Source organism: Saccharospirillum mangrovi (assembly GCF_003367315.1).
In the GTDB taxonomy this organism is placed as follows: domain Bacteria; phylum Pseudomonadota; class Gammaproteobacteria; order Pseudomonadales; family Natronospirillaceae; genus Saccharospirillum; species Saccharospirillum mangrovi.
Genome location: NZ_CP031415.1, coordinates 2,718,484 through 2,734,011, shown reverse-complemented (window position 1 = coordinate 2,734,011; position 15,528 = coordinate 2,718,484). Strand labels below are relative to the sequence as shown.

At 56.3% G+C, this 15,528-nt stretch carries 12 protein-coding genes and 1 riboswitch; of the genes, 5 read left to right on the top strand and 7 right to left on the bottom strand.

The features are described 5' to 3' along the window. Positions 1 to 113: 113 nt before the first annotated feature. Positions 114 to 1,268 (bottom strand): mechanosensitive ion channel protein MscS, encoded by a 1,155-nt coding sequence (locus DW349_RS13025; protein ID WP_108124903.1) that lies wholly within the window; start codon positions 1,266 to 1,268, stop codon positions 114 to 116. A 37-nt stretch (positions 1,269 to 1,305) separates the two neighbouring features. Continuing rightward, on the bottom strand, positions 1,306 to 3,924 hold the full coding sequence (locus tag DW349_RS13020; protein ID WP_162824641.1) for an ATP-binding protein: 2,619 nt from the start codon (positions 3,922 to 3,924) through the stop codon (positions 1,306 to 1,308). A gap of 193 nt (positions 3,925 to 4,117) precedes the next feature. Between DW349_RS13020 and DW349_RS13015 the strand changes: the two genes are divergently transcribed. From DW349_RS13015 to holA, 4 genes are all read left to right on the top strand, one after another. Then, entirely contained in the window at positions 4,118 to 4,741 is a 624-nt protein-coding gene (locus DW349_RS13015) for a class I SAM-dependent methyltransferase (RefSeq protein WP_232819290.1), read from the top strand. 140 nt (positions 4,742 to 4,881) lie between these two features. Then, on the top strand, positions 4,882 to 7,461 hold the full coding sequence (gene leuS, locus DW349_RS13010; RefSeq protein ID WP_108124906.1) for a leucine--tRNA ligase: 2,580 nt from the start codon (positions 4,882 to 4,884) through the stop codon (positions 7,459 to 7,461). After that, on the top strand, positions 7,451 to 7,948 hold the full coding sequence (locus DW349_RS13005; protein ID WP_157954295.1) for an LPS-assembly lipoprotein LptE: 498 nt from the start codon (positions 7,451 to 7,453) through the stop codon (positions 7,946 to 7,948). Before leuS ends, DW349_RS13005 begins: the two co-directional genes overlap by 11 nt. Beyond that, positions 7,948 to 8,970 carry a DNA polymerase III subunit delta gene (gene holA, locus DW349_RS13000; protein ID WP_108124908.1) on the top strand — a complete coding sequence of 341 codons (1,023 nt, stop codon included), beginning with the start codon at positions 7,948 to 7,950 and terminating at the stop codon, positions 8,968 to 8,970. The genes DW349_RS13005 and holA overlap by 1 nt, the downstream gene beginning before the upstream one ends. 16 nt (positions 8,971 to 8,986) lie before the next feature. On the opposite strand, the gene DW349_RS12995 is transcribed toward holA, so the two are convergent. The 4 genes from DW349_RS12995 to DW349_RS12980 all read right to left on the bottom strand — a co-directional run bounded on the left by DW349_RS12995 (position 8,987) and on the right by DW349_RS12980 (position 14,496). Further along, positions 8,987 to 10,774, bottom strand: a complete 1,788-nt coding sequence (locus DW349_RS12995; protein WP_108124909.1) for a TonB-dependent receptor domain-containing protein — start codon at positions 10,772 to 10,774, stop codon at positions 8,987 to 8,989. A gap of 99 nt (positions 10,775 to 10,873) precedes the next feature. Continuing rightward, positions 10,874 to 11,050, bottom strand: a riboswitch (cobalamin riboswitch). A 60-nt stretch (positions 11,051 to 11,110) separates the two neighbouring features. Continuing rightward, positions 11,111 to 12,910, bottom strand: a complete 1,800-nt coding sequence (locus DW349_RS12990; RefSeq protein ID WP_108124910.1) for a TonB-dependent receptor plug domain-containing protein — start codon at positions 12,908 to 12,910, stop codon at positions 11,111 to 11,113. Between the two features lie 109 nt (positions 12,911 to 13,019). Next, entirely contained in the window at positions 13,020 to 13,496 is a 477-nt protein-coding gene (locus DW349_RS12985) for a Dps family protein (protein ID WP_198650466.1), read from the bottom strand. Positions 13,497 to 13,626: 130 nt separating this feature from the next. After that, the gene (locus tag DW349_RS12980; RefSeq protein ID WP_108124912.1) at positions 13,627 to 14,496 is read right to left on the bottom strand and encodes a LysR family transcriptional regulator ArgP; all 870 of its coding nucleotides are present in this window, start codon (positions 14,494 to 14,496) and stop codon (positions 13,627 to 13,629) included. 98 nt (positions 14,497 to 14,594) lie between these two features. Between DW349_RS12980 and DW349_RS12975 the strand changes: the two genes are divergently transcribed. Beyond that, the gene (locus tag DW349_RS12975; RefSeq protein ID WP_108124913.1) at positions 14,595 to 15,194 is read left to right on the top strand and encodes a LysE/ArgO family amino acid transporter; all 600 of its coding nucleotides are present in this window, start codon (positions 14,595 to 14,597) and stop codon (positions 15,192 to 15,194) included. Between the two features lie 16 nt (positions 15,195 to 15,210). Here the strand turns inward: DW349_RS12975 and DW349_RS12970 are convergent, their stop codons facing one another. Then, positions 15,211 to 15,474, bottom strand: a complete 264-nt coding sequence (locus DW349_RS12970; protein WP_108124914.1) for a hypothetical protein — start codon at positions 15,472 to 15,474, stop codon at positions 15,211 to 15,213. Between the last annotated feature and the right edge of the window lie 54 nt (positions 15,475 to 15,528).

The following is a 15,528-nucleotide window of genomic DNA, read 5'->3' as shown; positions in this document are numbered from 1 at the left end:
AGGATTTTGCGAGCATGGTTTGAAAATTGAGAAGAAAAACAGAGATATTGGGTGTTGGGTTGATTCAGGCGGTCCGGCATCGACCTTTTACGATCGATGCCGGTTTCATTTCATCAGTTCGGATTGCCATCCAGATAAATATCGGTGCTGACGTTAAACAGCTCACCGATCCAGATCAAAAACACCCACACCAGCGCGCCGAATGGCAGGTAACCGAAGTAACCCAGCAACGGCATCTCGGAGAAGATGTGAATGACGTTCACGTAGGGAATGTCATAAATCCAGTAGTTGGGGTTGGTCGGGTAGCCGATGTCCGGGTGGCTGCTGCCGTAGTTCCACAGTTCCCACAGGAAGCCGTTAAACAGCGAGGCCAGGGCGATCAGGATCAGCGGTGCCCAGTTGCCTTGTTGCATTGAGGTGAACGGCGACCAGATGTTGAGGCGAATCAGCAGGCCGATGATCACGGCCATCGGGCCGATCCAGATGCCCCAGAACACCGGGTAGGGGAAGAACACCATAACGGCGATAACGATCAGGCCGATGACGATCAGCCAGTTGCCGTTCACGGTAAACTGCCACCCGTTCTGATACCGCGCCACCAGTTTGGGAAAGGCGTTGAGCAGGTTGAACCATTCCATAATCGCCGGCCAGACGGTGGTGTAGGCAATCAGGAACAGAATAACGATGGTGCTGTGCGAGAGCGCACTCATGTGGCCGTTCGGGTAATACCAGTTGGCCAGTACGAAGTAGTCGTAAAACTCGAAATAACCCCAGCCGACAATGGAAATGATGGCACTGAAAATCATCAGGCCGGGTTTGGTGGCAATTAACGATTTGCCGTCGTTCATGCGGTAATTAATGCCGTCGAGAAAGACGATAAACCCCCACCACATTGGGCTGAAAGCGTAGTAAACGATGGGGCCAAGCGATGCCGGGCGCGCCCACATTACCCACCAGAACACCACCATGAACAGACCGCCCACCCAGAACCACCAGGGCAGTGGTTTTTTGGCCGGTGCCGGTTGCGGCGAGCTGCCGGCAAAGCCGAACCAGGATGGGAAAATAATCAGCGCGGCGATGACCAGAGCCACCGCCAATACAGCCAGGAAATACCACAGATTAAAACCCGGTGTACCCGGCACTTGTACGGGCGGGAAGACGCCGAAATTCGGCGGCAAGTGTGCAGGGTAAGCAAACCAGGCGGCGGCCAGCGGAACCAGAATGGTCAGCAGGATCGGCCAGAGTAACGACCACTTCGAAGCGTTCATAGACTTTCCTTTGCGTGAGTTACGTCCAAGTCAGCGCTCAGCGGTTGCCGAGCGAATCTGACCACTTCAACAACATGCGTTTCAGATCATCCAGCTTGATCGGCTTGACCAGCACATCGTTCATGCCGGCCGAGCGGCAGTTATCCAGGTCATGATCGGAGGCGTTGGCGGTAAAGGCAATGACCGGATTGTTAAAGCGTTGCTGACGCAGATGGCGCGTGGCTTCCAGGCCATCGACGACGGGCATTTGCACGTCCATCAGCACAATATCGGGGTAGTTGGAGCCGATGTAGCGCATGGCTTCTTCGGCGCGCTCGAAGCCAACGCAATCGACGTTCAGCCGCCGCAACATGCCCATCAGTACTTTGAGGTTCACCACGTTGTCGTCTACTGCGACGATCTGCAATTGGCTCAGCAGGCGGTTCACCTGATCCGGCGGTTCGATGTCGGTGGGTGATTCCAGCAGGCGCGCCAGCGGGATGCGGGCATAGGGCAGCAGTTCGATATCGACGCTGTCGTCGCTGAGTTCAAAGCCGTTGCTGTCGTTCACGAACCATTTGACGGTGCAGCCGGCGTCGCTGATTTTGTCGTGAATCACCGGGTCGAACTGGTCGGCGATAACCAGCCACATTGGCATTTGTGCCAACTCCGCCTGGTCCATTTGTTCTAATGGCACCTGTTGCTGCGGTGCAATGCCAAAGCGCGCCAGATCCTGACGCAGCAGTTGGCCCAGATCGTCTTTCCCATACAGGATGCCCAAGGCTTCGGTGCGCGTTTGCGGCGCTGAAAACGGGCCGACGTTGGGCATTGAAAAATGGAACGAGCTGCCGTAACCCGGCTGGCTGTCGACACCCAATTCCCCGCCCATTAACCGCGCCAGTTTGGAGGCGATGTGCAAACCCAAACCGGTGCCGCCGTAGCGACGCGCGATGGATGCATCGGCTTGAGTGAAGGCGGAAAAAACCGACTGAATTTTATCGGCGTCGATACCAATGCCAGTATCGGAAACGCGAAATTCCAAGCGATCATCCACCGGCTTGATGCTTAAACAGATGTTGCCCGTTTCGGTGAATTTGAAGGCGTTGCTCAACAGGTTGGCGAGTATTTGTTTGATGCGGTTTTCATCGCCGATGATGCGGCGCGGTACTTGCGCATCGATGTTCAATTCCAGTTTCACGTGCTCGCGGTTGAAGGCGTTGCAATACAGACCACCGAGTTCGTCCAACGCCACATCCAGATCAAATTCTTCGCGCACCAGGTCCAATTGGTTGGCGTTCATTTTGGCTAAGTCGAGGATATCGTTGATCAGATACAGCAGGAAATTGGACGAGGTTTGAATGGCCTGAATGTGGCGCCGCACACGGTTGGGCAGGCTGTATTGGTCGATCAATTCCACCGAGCCCTGAATGGCGTTCAGCGGTGTGCGCAGTTCGTGACTGACATTGGCGAGAAAGCGCTCTTTGGTTTCCAGCGCCTGGTTGGCGGCGAGCAGGGCTTCCTGAGTGGCGAACAAGCCGGCTTCTTTTTCCCGATACACCATGCCCACCTGATGGCTGATTACCAACGACAGCAAAATTACCTCGATGGCGACAGCAAACAGCCCCAGGTGTTCAACAAAAATGGTTTCCGAAAATGGCAGGCTCGACAGCGCAATCGATATCAACCCCGGTATGAAAAAGGCAATGTTCGCGACCAGATAGAATCGTGCTGTGCGATTGCCTTGAATGAGCCGGGTTATGGCCGCGCTGATGCCGTATAGCGCAAACAGACCAACGCCGTAACGGTCGAGTTCCAGTGACCAGGTTGGCTGCACCAGCGCCACCAGCCAGAACAGAATAAAGAGGGTAATCAAGCCGTGGCCGATCAACGTCAGGGTGCGCGAGGTGTAGCGGTTGATGTGCAGCAACACCATGACGAAGGCGATGTAAGCCGGGTTGGAAATTAAAATCGGCACACTGATCAGATAGAAATTTTTGATCTGAAACAGATCGGAAAACACCAGCAAAGCAGCGCCGTTGTAGAAGAAATTGCCCCAGATAAAAATCGCGTAGAACAAGTCGCCAATGCGTTTTCGGCTCGCCGCCAGCACGATGTAATAAATGCCCATCGCGAAGAAAATGCCCATGCCAGTCAGGGTGATGGCATTGCCGATTTTGATGGATTGCAAATAGTCGTGGTAGGCGAATAAACCGGGCACCGGTTCAGCCAGATAGAACGGACTGTCGAGCCGGGTGAAGATTTGATATTGGCCGACAGGCAAATGCACCAACCGGCCGTGCCGCAAGGTAACGGGGTTGGGTTCCTCACTCTGAATGCCGCCTTCGAACTCGGCGATGACCGCGCCGGTTTCGTCCATCACCCAGTGGTGGAAGCGGCCAATGACGGAGGAGTTGCGAAAGTCCAGGAAGTACAAGCCACCATCGCTGGCATTGACCGTTAGCACGTGCCAATCGACACCGCTGTTCCAATCCAGCGTGATGTCGGTTTGGCGTTGGCGCAATTCTTCGGGGCTGAGCAGAGCCGGTTGCCAGGTGTCTGGAACGTCGAGCCAATGGCCGCGCGTGTCTATGGCCTCGTCCGCCGCGCACACCAGTAGCGGCAAACCCAGCACAAGCGACACCAGCAATCGCGTAAAACGAGCAAATTGGGCTGCCACTGTAATACCTTTCCCTCTGTTTCTCAGGGTCGGCCAACCAGCCCGCGGTGATCCAGCCGTAGCGCCAAGCTGGAACTCCTTGTTAGCCTTGCACGACCTAATCGTAGTGACCACTAGCATGGTTGAAACTGACCGTTTAATTCCAGCACTCGGGGCGCATCCGTGTCCGCTTTGCGGTGCCCTTGAGGCGTCGTTGTGGCATCGCCGAGGCGAACGCGACTATTGGTGTTGCCACCAGTGTCAGCTCGTCAGCGTGCCCGTTCAGCAACGTATTTCGGCAGCAGATGAAAAGGCTGAATACGATCGTCATGAAAACACTCTAGACGACGCTGGCTATCGGCGCTTCCTCAGCCGCACTTTTAATGCGTTGGTCGAACGCTTGCCGCCGGGCAGTACCGGCCTGGACTTCGGTTGTGGGCCGGGCCCTGCGTTGGCGGCCATGTTTGAGGAAGCGGGTTTTCCGGTGGCGCTATACGATCTTTTTTATCGGCCGGATAGCGACGTTTTGCAGCGCCGCTACGATTTCATCACCCTGACGGAGGTGATTGAACACCTCGGCTCGCCCTGGGAGGTGTTGTCGATGTTGTGGCAACAATTGCATCCAGGCGGCAAGTTGGCGATACAAACCCAGCCGGTGCGCGACCAGGCAGCTTTCAGGCAATGGCGCTATATCCACGACCCCACTCACATCGCTTTTTACGCACCAGCCACCTTCGAATGGCTGGCACGGCGATTGGGCGCTGAACGGCTCGAAACCGTGGCCGCCGATGTGGTGATTTTGCACAAGCCGGGGCACCTGGCCGACCGGCCCCGTTAAGCCGCCCGCAGCGGCGTTGTGCCAGTCGAAAAACGCCCGCCAGTCGGGTATCCTCAGCGGCCCAGGTGCGCTGAATCGCACCCGCTTCATCTACGACCCCAGACACGACCCTAACTTTGATCTCAAACAACAGGAATCCGATGGACGCGAACTACTCCCCGGCCGCGATTGAACGCCAGGTGCAAACCACCTGGAACGAGCAACAGGTGTTCAAAGCCACTGTCGATATGAGCAAAGAGAAATTCTATTGCCTGTCGATGCTGCCTTACCCCAGCGGCAAGCTACACATGGGCCACGTTCGTAACTACACCATCGGTGATGTGATCAGCCGCTACCAGCGCATGCTGGGCAAAAACGTCCTGCAACCCATGGGTTGGGACGCCTTCGGCATGCCGGCCGAAAACGCCGCCATCCAGCACGGCGTTGCCCCGGCCAAGTGGACCTACGAAAACATCGACCACATGCGCAACCAGCTCAAAGCGCTGGGGTTTGCCTACGACTGGAGTCGTGAAGTCACCACCTGCTCACCCGACTATTACAAATGGGAACAGTGGTTCTTCACCCGCCTGGTCGAAAAAGGCCTGGCGTACAAGAAAACCTCGGCAGTGAACTGGTGCCCGGTTGATCAGACCGTACTCGCCAACGAACAGGTGCACGACGGCTGCTGCTGGCGTTGCGACACCCCGGTCGAACGCAAAGAGATGGACCAGTGGTTCGTCAAAACCACCGCTTACGCCGCTGAATTGCTGGAACAACTCGACAACCTCGACGGCTGGCCGGAAGAAGTGAAGGCCATGCAGCGCAACTGGATTGGCCGCAGCCTGGGCGTCACCCTGCGCTTTAAATTGAAAGACAGCGACCAGTCGGTCGAGGTCTACACCACCCGTCCTGACACCCTGATGGGCGTCACTTATATGGCATTGGCAGCCGATCATCCGTTGACGGCCGCTGCCGCTAAAGACAACCCCAGCTTGCAGCAGTTTGTCGAAGACTGCCGCCGCATGACCACCAGCGAAGCCGACATGGCGACGATGGAGAAAAAAGGTCACGCCACCGGCTTGATTGCGATTCACCCGATCACCGGCGAGGAAATCCCGGTATGGTCCGCCAACTTTGTGTTGATGGATTACGGCAGCGGCGCAGTCATGTCGGTGCCCGGCCACGATCAACGCGACTGGGAATTTGCCACCGCTTACGGCTTGCCAATCAAACAGGTCGTCGCACCGGCCGAAGGCAGCGACAAAGTTGTTGATCTGAGAACCGAAGCCTTCACTGAAAAAGGTGTGGTGGTGAATTCCGGTGAATTCGACGGCCTGACCAGCGAACAGGCGTTCAAGAAAATCGCCGACTGGCTGGCGAGCAAAGGCCTGGGCGAAGTAACCACCAACTATCGTCTGCGCGATTGGGGCGTCAGCCGCCAGCGGTATTGGGGTGCGCCAGTGCCGATGGTCTATGTTGATGGGCAAGCCAGACCGGCCGAAGAATTCCCGGTCGAATTGCCCGAAGACGTGGTGTTCGACGGCGCCAGTTCGCCGATCAAAAACAACCCGGCTTTTGAAGACACCACCGTTGGCGGCCAACCGGCAAAACGCGAAACCGACACCTTCGACACCTTCATGGAATCGAGCTGGTATTTCGCGCGCTATACCACGCCGCATTACAACGACGGCATGATTGAGCCGGAAGAAGCCAACTATTGGTTACCGGTCGATCAGTACATTGGCGGCATCGAACACGCCACCATGCATTTGATGTACGCGCGTTTCTATTACAAAGCCATGCGCGATGAAGGTTTGGTCAAGTCCGACGAGCCGTTCACCAATCTGCTGTGCCAGGGCATGGTGCTGGCCGAAACCTGGTTCCGCGAAGGCGATGAAGGTCGCGTTTGGGTAGCGCCGGGCGACGTGGAAGTCGAGCGCGATGACAAAGGCAAAGTCATCGGCGGCCGACAGATTTCCACGGGCTTGCCGGTTAAATTCAACGGCATTTCCAAGATGTCGAAATCGAAAAACAACGGCACCGATCCGCAAGAAGCGATTGAACAATACGGTGCCGACACGCTGCGCTTGTTCTCCATGTTTGCCGCACCGCCGGAGCAAACTTTGGAATGGACCGAGTCGGGCGTGCAGGGCGCGCAGAAATTTTTACAGCGTCTGTGGCGTGCCGTACATCAGTTGCTTGAAGGCGGCGACATCGCTGCACTGAACGCCGCTGAATTGAACGACGAACAAAAAGCGCTGCGTCGTAAAACACACGAAACCATTGCCGGCGTCACCGCCGATTTTGGCGAACGCAAAACCTTCAACACCGCCATCGCCAAAGTGATGGAATTGCTCAACGCGGTGAACAAGTTTGAAGCCACTGACGCTCAAGGTCGCGCCGTGGTGCACGAAGCGCTGGAAACCGCCGTGCGGGTGCTGGCACCCATCGTGCCGCACATCACACAGGTATTGTGGAACGAACTCGGCCATGCCGGTTTGATCCTCGACGTCAGCTGGCCGCAAGTCGACGACAGCGCCCTGGTCAAAGACACCCAGCTGTACGTGGTGCAGGTAAACGGCAAGGTGCGCGGTCGTTTCGAAGTGGCTGCCAATGCCGATAAAGCCGCCGTCGAAACCGCCGCCATGGCCGATGAAAATGTGCAGCGTTTTATCGGCGATGCGACCGTGCGCAAAGTGATTGTGGTGCCCAACAAGCTGGTGAACATCGTTGCGAATTAACGGACGAATTACCGGCGTATTGATCGCCGCAGCGCTGCTGGTCAGCGCTTGCGGCTATCAGCTCAAAGGCCAGTTTCGCTTTGCCGATGGCTTGAGCCCGCTGGTGTGGGAAGCGCGCGGCGACCAGGACGATTTGTATTTGGTGACGCGCGATATTTTCGCCATTTACGGGCTGTCGTTATCAGAACAACCGGCCGATACCTTGCTGCAAATTCACTCGGTAAACGACAACACGGTCGAGCTGAGCGAAGCCGAAATGCTGGCATTGGAAATCGAATGGAGTCTTATCAACGCCCAGGGCGTTGCGGTGATTAATCATCGTCGCACGCGCTCGGAAACCCGCCTCAGTCTGAGTCCGGAAATCGACGAAGACGACGCCCGCGCCGAACGTCAGGCGTTTTTGCGACAGCGCATCGCCTTGCGTTTGCTCGACCAACTCGAAGCCATTTCCACCGAAGAACTGAACCGGGCACCGGAGTCGCGCTGATGAAAATCACCGCTCAGCAACTGACGCAGCAATTGCAGCAGTCGATGCCGCCGGTGATCTGGATCAGCGGTGACGAACCCTTGCTGATGCTCGAAGCGGCCGATCAGATTCGAGCTGCTGCACGCACCGCTGGCATTACCGAACGCCAGGTGTTTCACGCCGACACCAGTTTCGATTGGAACCTGTTGCTCGACGCCAACCAGTCGATGTCATTGTTTGGCGACCGGCAATTATTGGAAGTGCGGCTCAGCGCCAAACTGAAAGACGACGGCCGCAAAGCGCTAACCGCCTACGCCAGCAACGCCAATCCTGACAACGTATTGTTGGTTCAGTCCGAACGCCTGGAAGCCGCACAAAGCAAAGCCAAGTGGTTCAATCAGGTCATTGATACTGGTTGGTGGTTGCCGATCTGGCCGGTGGAGCGCCATCAATTACCGGGCTGGTTGCGGCAGCGATTACAGACGCAAGGCTTGTCGATTGACGACGATGCGCTGGCATTATTGGCCGACCGGGTTGATGGCAATTTATTGGCCGCCCGTCAGGAAATCGACAAATTGCTGTTGCTCAGCGACAGCCAGACCATCGATCTCGACACCGTGATTCAATCAGTTGCCGACAGCGCGCGTTTCGATATTTTCGATCTTTCCGATGCGTTTCTGAATGGCGATTTAGCGCGCAGCCAACGCGTGCTCTCTGGCCTCGCCGCCGAAGGCGTGGAAGCACCAATTGTATTGTGGGTGTTGTCGCGTGAACTGCGCAATCTGGTGCAACTGGGCGAAGCGCAGCAATCGGGCCAGGCCATCGCCAACGTCTTCAAACGACTGCGCATTTTCGACAAACGCCAAGGCCCGTATCAACAGGCAATGCGCCGCGCGAATCTGGAGCATTGGCAACAATGTCTGGTGCGCTGCGGCGACATCGACGCCACCATCAAAGGCCGCCGCCCCGGCGACCCCTGGCACGCGCTGAGTGTGGTTATCAGCGATGTGGCGCAGCCGGGGAAAGTGCCGGCTGCTTTATAACGGCTGTTATTGCTGTTTAGAGGTGGTATTCAACACCCACTTTGAAGGTCCGTCCTGGCGTGTTGTAGCCCAAATTGATTTCGTAATCCTCGTCCAGAATATTATCAATGCGGGCATACAATCGGCTTTGCGCATGGGCGCCGTATTGGTAATCAACGCCTGAATTCAGAGTGACAAAACCATCTAATGTTTCGCTGCTGGATATCCGGCTTCCTTCGCCGTGAAGTTCGAACAAAACACCAATGGCGTTAAAGTGTTGGTTAACTTTCACATTGGCTGTCCATTCGGGAATGTCTGAAAGCTGATTGTCGTCGGAGTCTTTAGCATCGACATAAGCAGCATTCAAACTCAGGCGGGTATTGGCCAGCCGTTTGCTCACTTCAGCTTCAACGCCTTGCATCACCGCTTCCGATACATTTTCCGGGATGTAACCGGTACTGGCCGTTGAAACGATCAGGTTGTCGGCATTGGTTCGATAGGCACTTAAGCGCCAGTAGTCATCACCTCTGAATTGCCGTAAGGCGATTTCCACGGTTGAAGATTCTTCCGGTTCAAGGTCTGGATTGCTGTAGCCCGGGTAATACAGATAATCAAATGAAGGCGCGTTGAAGGCCGTGCCATAAGTTGCAATGGCTTCTACGTCGCTGACGATAAAACTCGACAGTGACAGGTTCCCGGTCAGCACCGATCCAAAATCACTGTTTGCATCGAAGCGTGCACCTGCGCCCAAACGTGTGTCTCCCAGTCGGACGATGCCTTGGCTGAATACTCCCACGTTTGTTCGTTCAGTCTGGTCGTACTCGGTGGTTGACGATACATCATCCAGCGCAGCATCCGCGCCAATGGTGATTTCCAAACCCCGCGTTTGCTGGGACACAATTGAGTTATAGCTCCAGCTTTCTGTGGTAAATGCAGAACCGGATTCATAGTTGAATTTATCGTCCAGATTTCGGCCGACGGTGCTCTGTAATTGCCAGTTGTTGGGCAGTTGGGCATTCAGGCTGACGCTGGAGGTCATCAGAGTCATATCGGATTTGACGGCGGTATCGCAATCGCTGGTGCAATATTGGTTGTCGTACTCGACGATGCTGGACGTTTGGGAATGCGATAGTTTGAGTGCCAGTTCGTCAGTGATCCGGGAAGACACATTGACGCTGGCAGACCACTGATCAAAACCGTCTTTGTCGTCATTGCCGTTGTCAGTGTGTTGGGTGTTATCAAACCCGTCTGTTGAAAGATGCCCAAACCCGGCCTGCAATTCGTTCTTCTCGTTTAAAGCACTGAATCCGGCTCTAAATTGCTGGAAGTTATCACTGCCGTATTCGGCGGACACATAGTGATCTTCGCTGTTTACCTGCCTGGCCTTGGTGAAAATCTGAATCACGCCGCCCATGCCATCGGCTCCGTATAAGCTGGAAACCGGGCCGCGAACAATCTCGATACGTTCTATATCGCTTAACGAAATGGCTTCTAATGTTGTTGCGCCGGACGTGGCATTGGTTGCCCGGATTCCGTCGATCAGCACGATCATTCTGTCGTGTGATAATCCCCGGGCGCTGACGCTCGACAATGTGCCCAGGCCACCACTGGTTTTATTCGCCAGGCCGGTCACTGTTGCCAGCAGTGAAGATAAATCGCTTTGACCCGATTGCCGAATGTCGTCTTCGGTTAATACCGTAACGGCTGCCAGTGTATTGGTGATGGGTTGTTCATAACGATTGGCCGTTACAACGACAGTGTTGTTTTCAGCCACCGCAAATAATGGCAGGGCAGTCATGCCCAGTGCCAACAAGGGGTGTTTCATGGTTTGGTTCCTTTCGCTATTCAATTTTGAATTAGCGAAGGCGCAAAGAAGCACGACGCGCGAACGGCGTCGTTAGCCACCTTGTTGCCCTCCGCAACAAACAGGGAAAAGCCTTCGGCCGGTCTCCGGGCTTGAGGTGTGATAAGCGGACTTATCGTGCGCAGCGCCTTCCCGCGAATATTCGCAGTGGCTATTGCCTTGCTCGACCTCTTACCGTTGCGGGGGCAGCATCAGCTTTGCACTGATTTCCCGTACACCGATGGCAGTCTGTCGGGCGCGATGGTAGCGAGCGCCGCAGGGTTAAACAAGAACGGCAGAGGTTTCTCTGCCGAGGCTTCAAAGATGCAACTCAACCCCCACCGTCACACTGCGACCATCGCCTTTCTGGCTGTTGCCGTTGGCGTCGTTTTGTACGCGGTAGGCTTCGTCGAGCAGATTGTCGATGCGGGCGTACAGGCGCGTTCGTTCGTCGCGACCGAGGTTTAAATCCAGGCCGGCACCGAGCAACAGCAAGTCTTTGAGGGAGTCGCCCTGGCTTTGGCGTTCGTCTTCAAATTGCAGGTCCAGGTGTGTGCTGAGGCGGCCGCGATGACGGGTAACGGCGGCGTTCGCCGACCAGCCGGGGAAGTCGGCCAGCGCGGTGTTGTTTTTGTTGCCCGCTTCGATGTAGCTCGCCATCAGCGTCAGTTCCAGTGCGCCGCTGCGCGCACGCCATTCCAGTTCAACGCCTTGCACGTCTTCACTGCCGGCGTTTACCGCAGCGGTGTTGCTGTCCGGGTCGTACTGAATCAAATCGCGGTAATGCGTTTGGTAATAGGTGGCTCGCCAGTCGATTTGTTCAACCGTTTGTTGCAGGTTGATTTCGAAAGTTTCTGAAGTTTCCGGATCAAGATCCGGCGCCGGGTGTTCAGCGTTATCGGCTTCATCGAAGGTGGGTAAGCGGTAGGCGGCGTTGTAGCGAATTACCGCTTCAACGTTGCCGATGATGTAGCTGCTTAATGCCGCCTGGCCGGTTAATTGGCTGTCGAAATCGCTGTGACCGTCGAGGCGGGCGCCGGCTTCGACGGCGTATTCGCGCACCTGAAATTCGCCGCTGCCAAACAGGCCGATGTTGGAGCGATAGGTGTCAACGTAGTCGGTATCGCTGTCGAGTTTTTCTTCCACGCCGTCTACACCGAATTGCACAAACAACTCGTCCGACAGTTGCTGACTGCCCACCAAGCTGAGGCCGGTGCGTTCGGTGCTGGTGTCGGTGTTGGTTTCTTTGAGCGTTTGTTGATCCAGATGTCGGAACAGACTGCCTTCATACAGCCAACCGTCGGCCGCCCAATAACGATAGCCGAGACGAGAGGTCATCAGTTCGGTTTCGCGACGCAATTGTGACGCGCAATTTTGTGTGCAATCGCTGCTGTCGTAGTCGGTTAACTGCAGCGACTGGCTGTGCGTTAAATCCAGTTGCAGGGTGTCGGACCATTGGTTGTGTACCGCGATGTTCGCGCCCCATTGGTCGGTGCCGTCTTTGTCGGCGTTGCCTGCGTTATCGATGTCGTTGGCGTCGAAGCCGGCGCTGGTCTGGTAATGAATGCCGCCTTCGGCCTCGCTGTTGCCGGCCTGAACCACAAAGTTGACGCTGTGGGTCATCAGGTCGTGGCTGCCGAGTTCGGAACGGAACCAGAGGTCGTCGCTGCGCGGTGCTTCGGTTTGGGTGTCGATGTAAATCACGCCGTTGGCGCTGGGGTATTGGGCGTTGGGGCCGCGTTGCCAGGCCAGGCGTTTGACTTGCGCAATGGGAATGGCGTCGAGTTCGGTCAGGCCATCGCTGGCGCGGCCGATGCGCACGCCGTCGAGCAGAATCACAACCTGACTTAAATCACGGCCGCGCACGCTGACCGGACTGCCCGCCGATAATCCACCGGCAGGCGTGCTGTTGATGCCGGGCAGACGTGCGAGCAGGCCGGACAATGGGTGGTCGCCGTAGCGCCGGATGTCATCCTGATTCAGTACCAGAGTGAGTGCGGCGGCGTTGGAATTTTGACGGCCGTCGCCTGCGAAGTTTTGTGGCGTTTCCGCCCACAAGGTGTTGGACCCAAACGCCGCCGTGAGCAGTAGCAGCGGCGGTAATGCAGTGAATTTCATGAACCGATTCCTGAGCGTTTTTTTGGCGAAATCTCGGGACGTTTGCAATAAAAAGGCCAACGCTTTTATGGCGTTGGCCTGGCTGGTCAGGTTTAACCGCGTTGCGGATTTATTCGCCCAGATAGGAGCGATACATCCAGACAGTTTTTTCCTGTTCGCGAATGTAGTCGCTCATCAGCGCGGCGGTGCCTTCGTCGCTGGCGTCGGACGCGACGGACAACAGGGTGCGCTGCTTGCCGATCATCGCCTGGAAAGATTCCAGAATGTGGCCGATGGCAACGCGGCCGTCACGAATGCGTGTCTGTTCCTTGATGGAAGACTGCTTCACGTACTCGCTGTAACTGTGCACCGGCTCAAAGCCCAGTGTCTGGATGCGTTCGGCGACTTCATCGATCTTGGTCAGCAGATCGGTGTACAGCTCTTCAAATTTCACGTGCAGTTCGAAGAAATTTTCGCCTTTGATGTTCCAGTGGAAGCCGCGCGCGTTCATGTAAAAAACCTGATAGTTGGACAGCAATTCGTTCAGGCCGTCGGCCAGTTTTTCAGCGCTTGCAGTGTTCAGACCAATCGCATTAGTACTCATGATGTGCCTCCTTGTTCAGGCGTCTATTCGATTCGAAATCAGTGTCCTACAGCAAACAGATAGGGTCGAATGAATTGGTTTAAAGGCACTGATAGTTTTTTTGATGAAATTTAATGGGCATCGATAATTCGGATTAATAAACCATCGGCCGAAGCCGATGCCCGGCGTGTTGCGCGACGGCTTGGCGTAAATCCGCCAGCGCCTCGCTTTCGGTTTGCCAGTAGTGCCAATAGAGCGGCACATCCAGATGATAGCCGGGACAAATGTCGATTAATGTGCGTTGGGTCAAGGCTGCTTCCACTTGCAGCTCCGGCATCATGCCGTAACCCAGCCCCGCCTGTGCCATGCGCACAAAGCCTTCGGATGTGGGGCAGCGGTGAATGCGCCGCGGGCCGTGCAAACCCTGGTCGGCCAGGAAGCGGTGTTGCAGACGGTCGTCGCGATTGAAGACCAGACACGGCGCGTTGGGCAGGGCGGCGGTGTCTGCCAGGCCGTAACGTTCTATGAAGTCGGGGCTCGCCAGTGCGCGGTATCGCAAGACGCCCAACGGCTGTACCCGGCCGCCGTTAACGCTTTGGTTTTCCGCACAGATACAGGCCATGACTTCGCCGTCGCGCATGCGTTTGAGGCCAATTTCCTGGTCTTCGACAATGAGATCGAAGTTGAAGCGGTGGCTCGATTGGGCCGTGGCGAGTGCGTCCGGTAGCCAGGTGGCCATTGAATCGGCATTGGCGGTGAGGCGGATGTTCAGCGGCTGGTCGGCCTGCGACAGGCTGTGTTCCAGCAGCCGAACCTGTTGCAGGTGGTTGTTCAGGCGTCGGCCCAGATCCGTCGCGATGGGCGGCTGGGTGCGCACCAACACAGGCTGCCCTTGCTGCGTTTCCAGTTGTCGGATGCGTTGGCTGACGGCCGATTGCGTCAGATGCAGTTGTTCGGCGGCGCGTTCAAACCCGCCGGTTTCAATGACGGCGGAAAGCGCTTCGAGCAGGCGATAGTCGATCATAAGCATTCCTTATTAGGCATAAGGATTATTCGTTGGATTAATGATAGCGGCCCGACTTAGGCTGGCGCCACTGTCTGCAGCAACGATTGGGAAATGCAATGTTGGCGTCGTTTTTAACCGGCTTTGCCGTGTCGATAGGTTTGATCGTAGCGATCGGTGCCCAGAATGCCTGGGTGCTCAGCCGCAGTTTGCGCGGTGAACATCGCTGGGTGCTGGCACTGGTGTGTGCCGGAGTCGATGCGGTGTTGATTGTCACCGGCGTGTTTGGCCTGGATAGGGTGCAGCAATGGTTGCCAGCGTTGGTGCCAGTGCTGACCTGGCTGGGTGTTGGCTTATTGCTGTATCTGGCGGCGCAATCCTTGTTGCGCGCCTGGCAGGGCACTTCGGGGCTGGTTGCCAGTTCGGCGGTGGCGGCTACCGGCGCCTGGGTGTTGGCGGGGCAGGCGTTGGCAATTTCCCTGCTCAATCCGCACGTTTATCTGGATACGGTGGTGTTGATCGGCAGTGTCGGCGCTCAGCAGCCAGCGCCCGGGTGGTATGCGCTGGGCGCGGCGCTGGCGTCGTTGTCGTGGTTCAGCGCCCTGGCCGGGCTGGGGCGCTACTTGCAGCAATGGCTGCGTTCGCCCTGGCATTGGCGCTGTTTCGATGCGGTGATTGGTTTGGTGATGGTGCTGGTGGCGGTGTCGTTATTGATGTGAGGGTGCGACCCGGTGTTCAGGCCAGGTCGCGATGGCTGTTTGTTTGAGGCTGGGTGTACACCAGGGCGGGGCCGGTGCGCCGCTTGTCGTACAGGTGGGCAATGGTGTTATCCAGAAGATCCAGATATTTGCCGTCGATAGGGTGCACTTCCAGACCGCGCTTTTTGCATTGAACGGCGGCGTGGGCGTGCTTGATGACCATAAAGGGCGTGTGGTCGTGCTCACGCAGGTGAATGGCCAGTTGGTGCTTTTCGCTTTCTGTAAGACCGTCGATAAACATCCCGGTTACCCGACTTGTATGACTTCTATGAAAAGAATGCAGCCTACCTAGGTT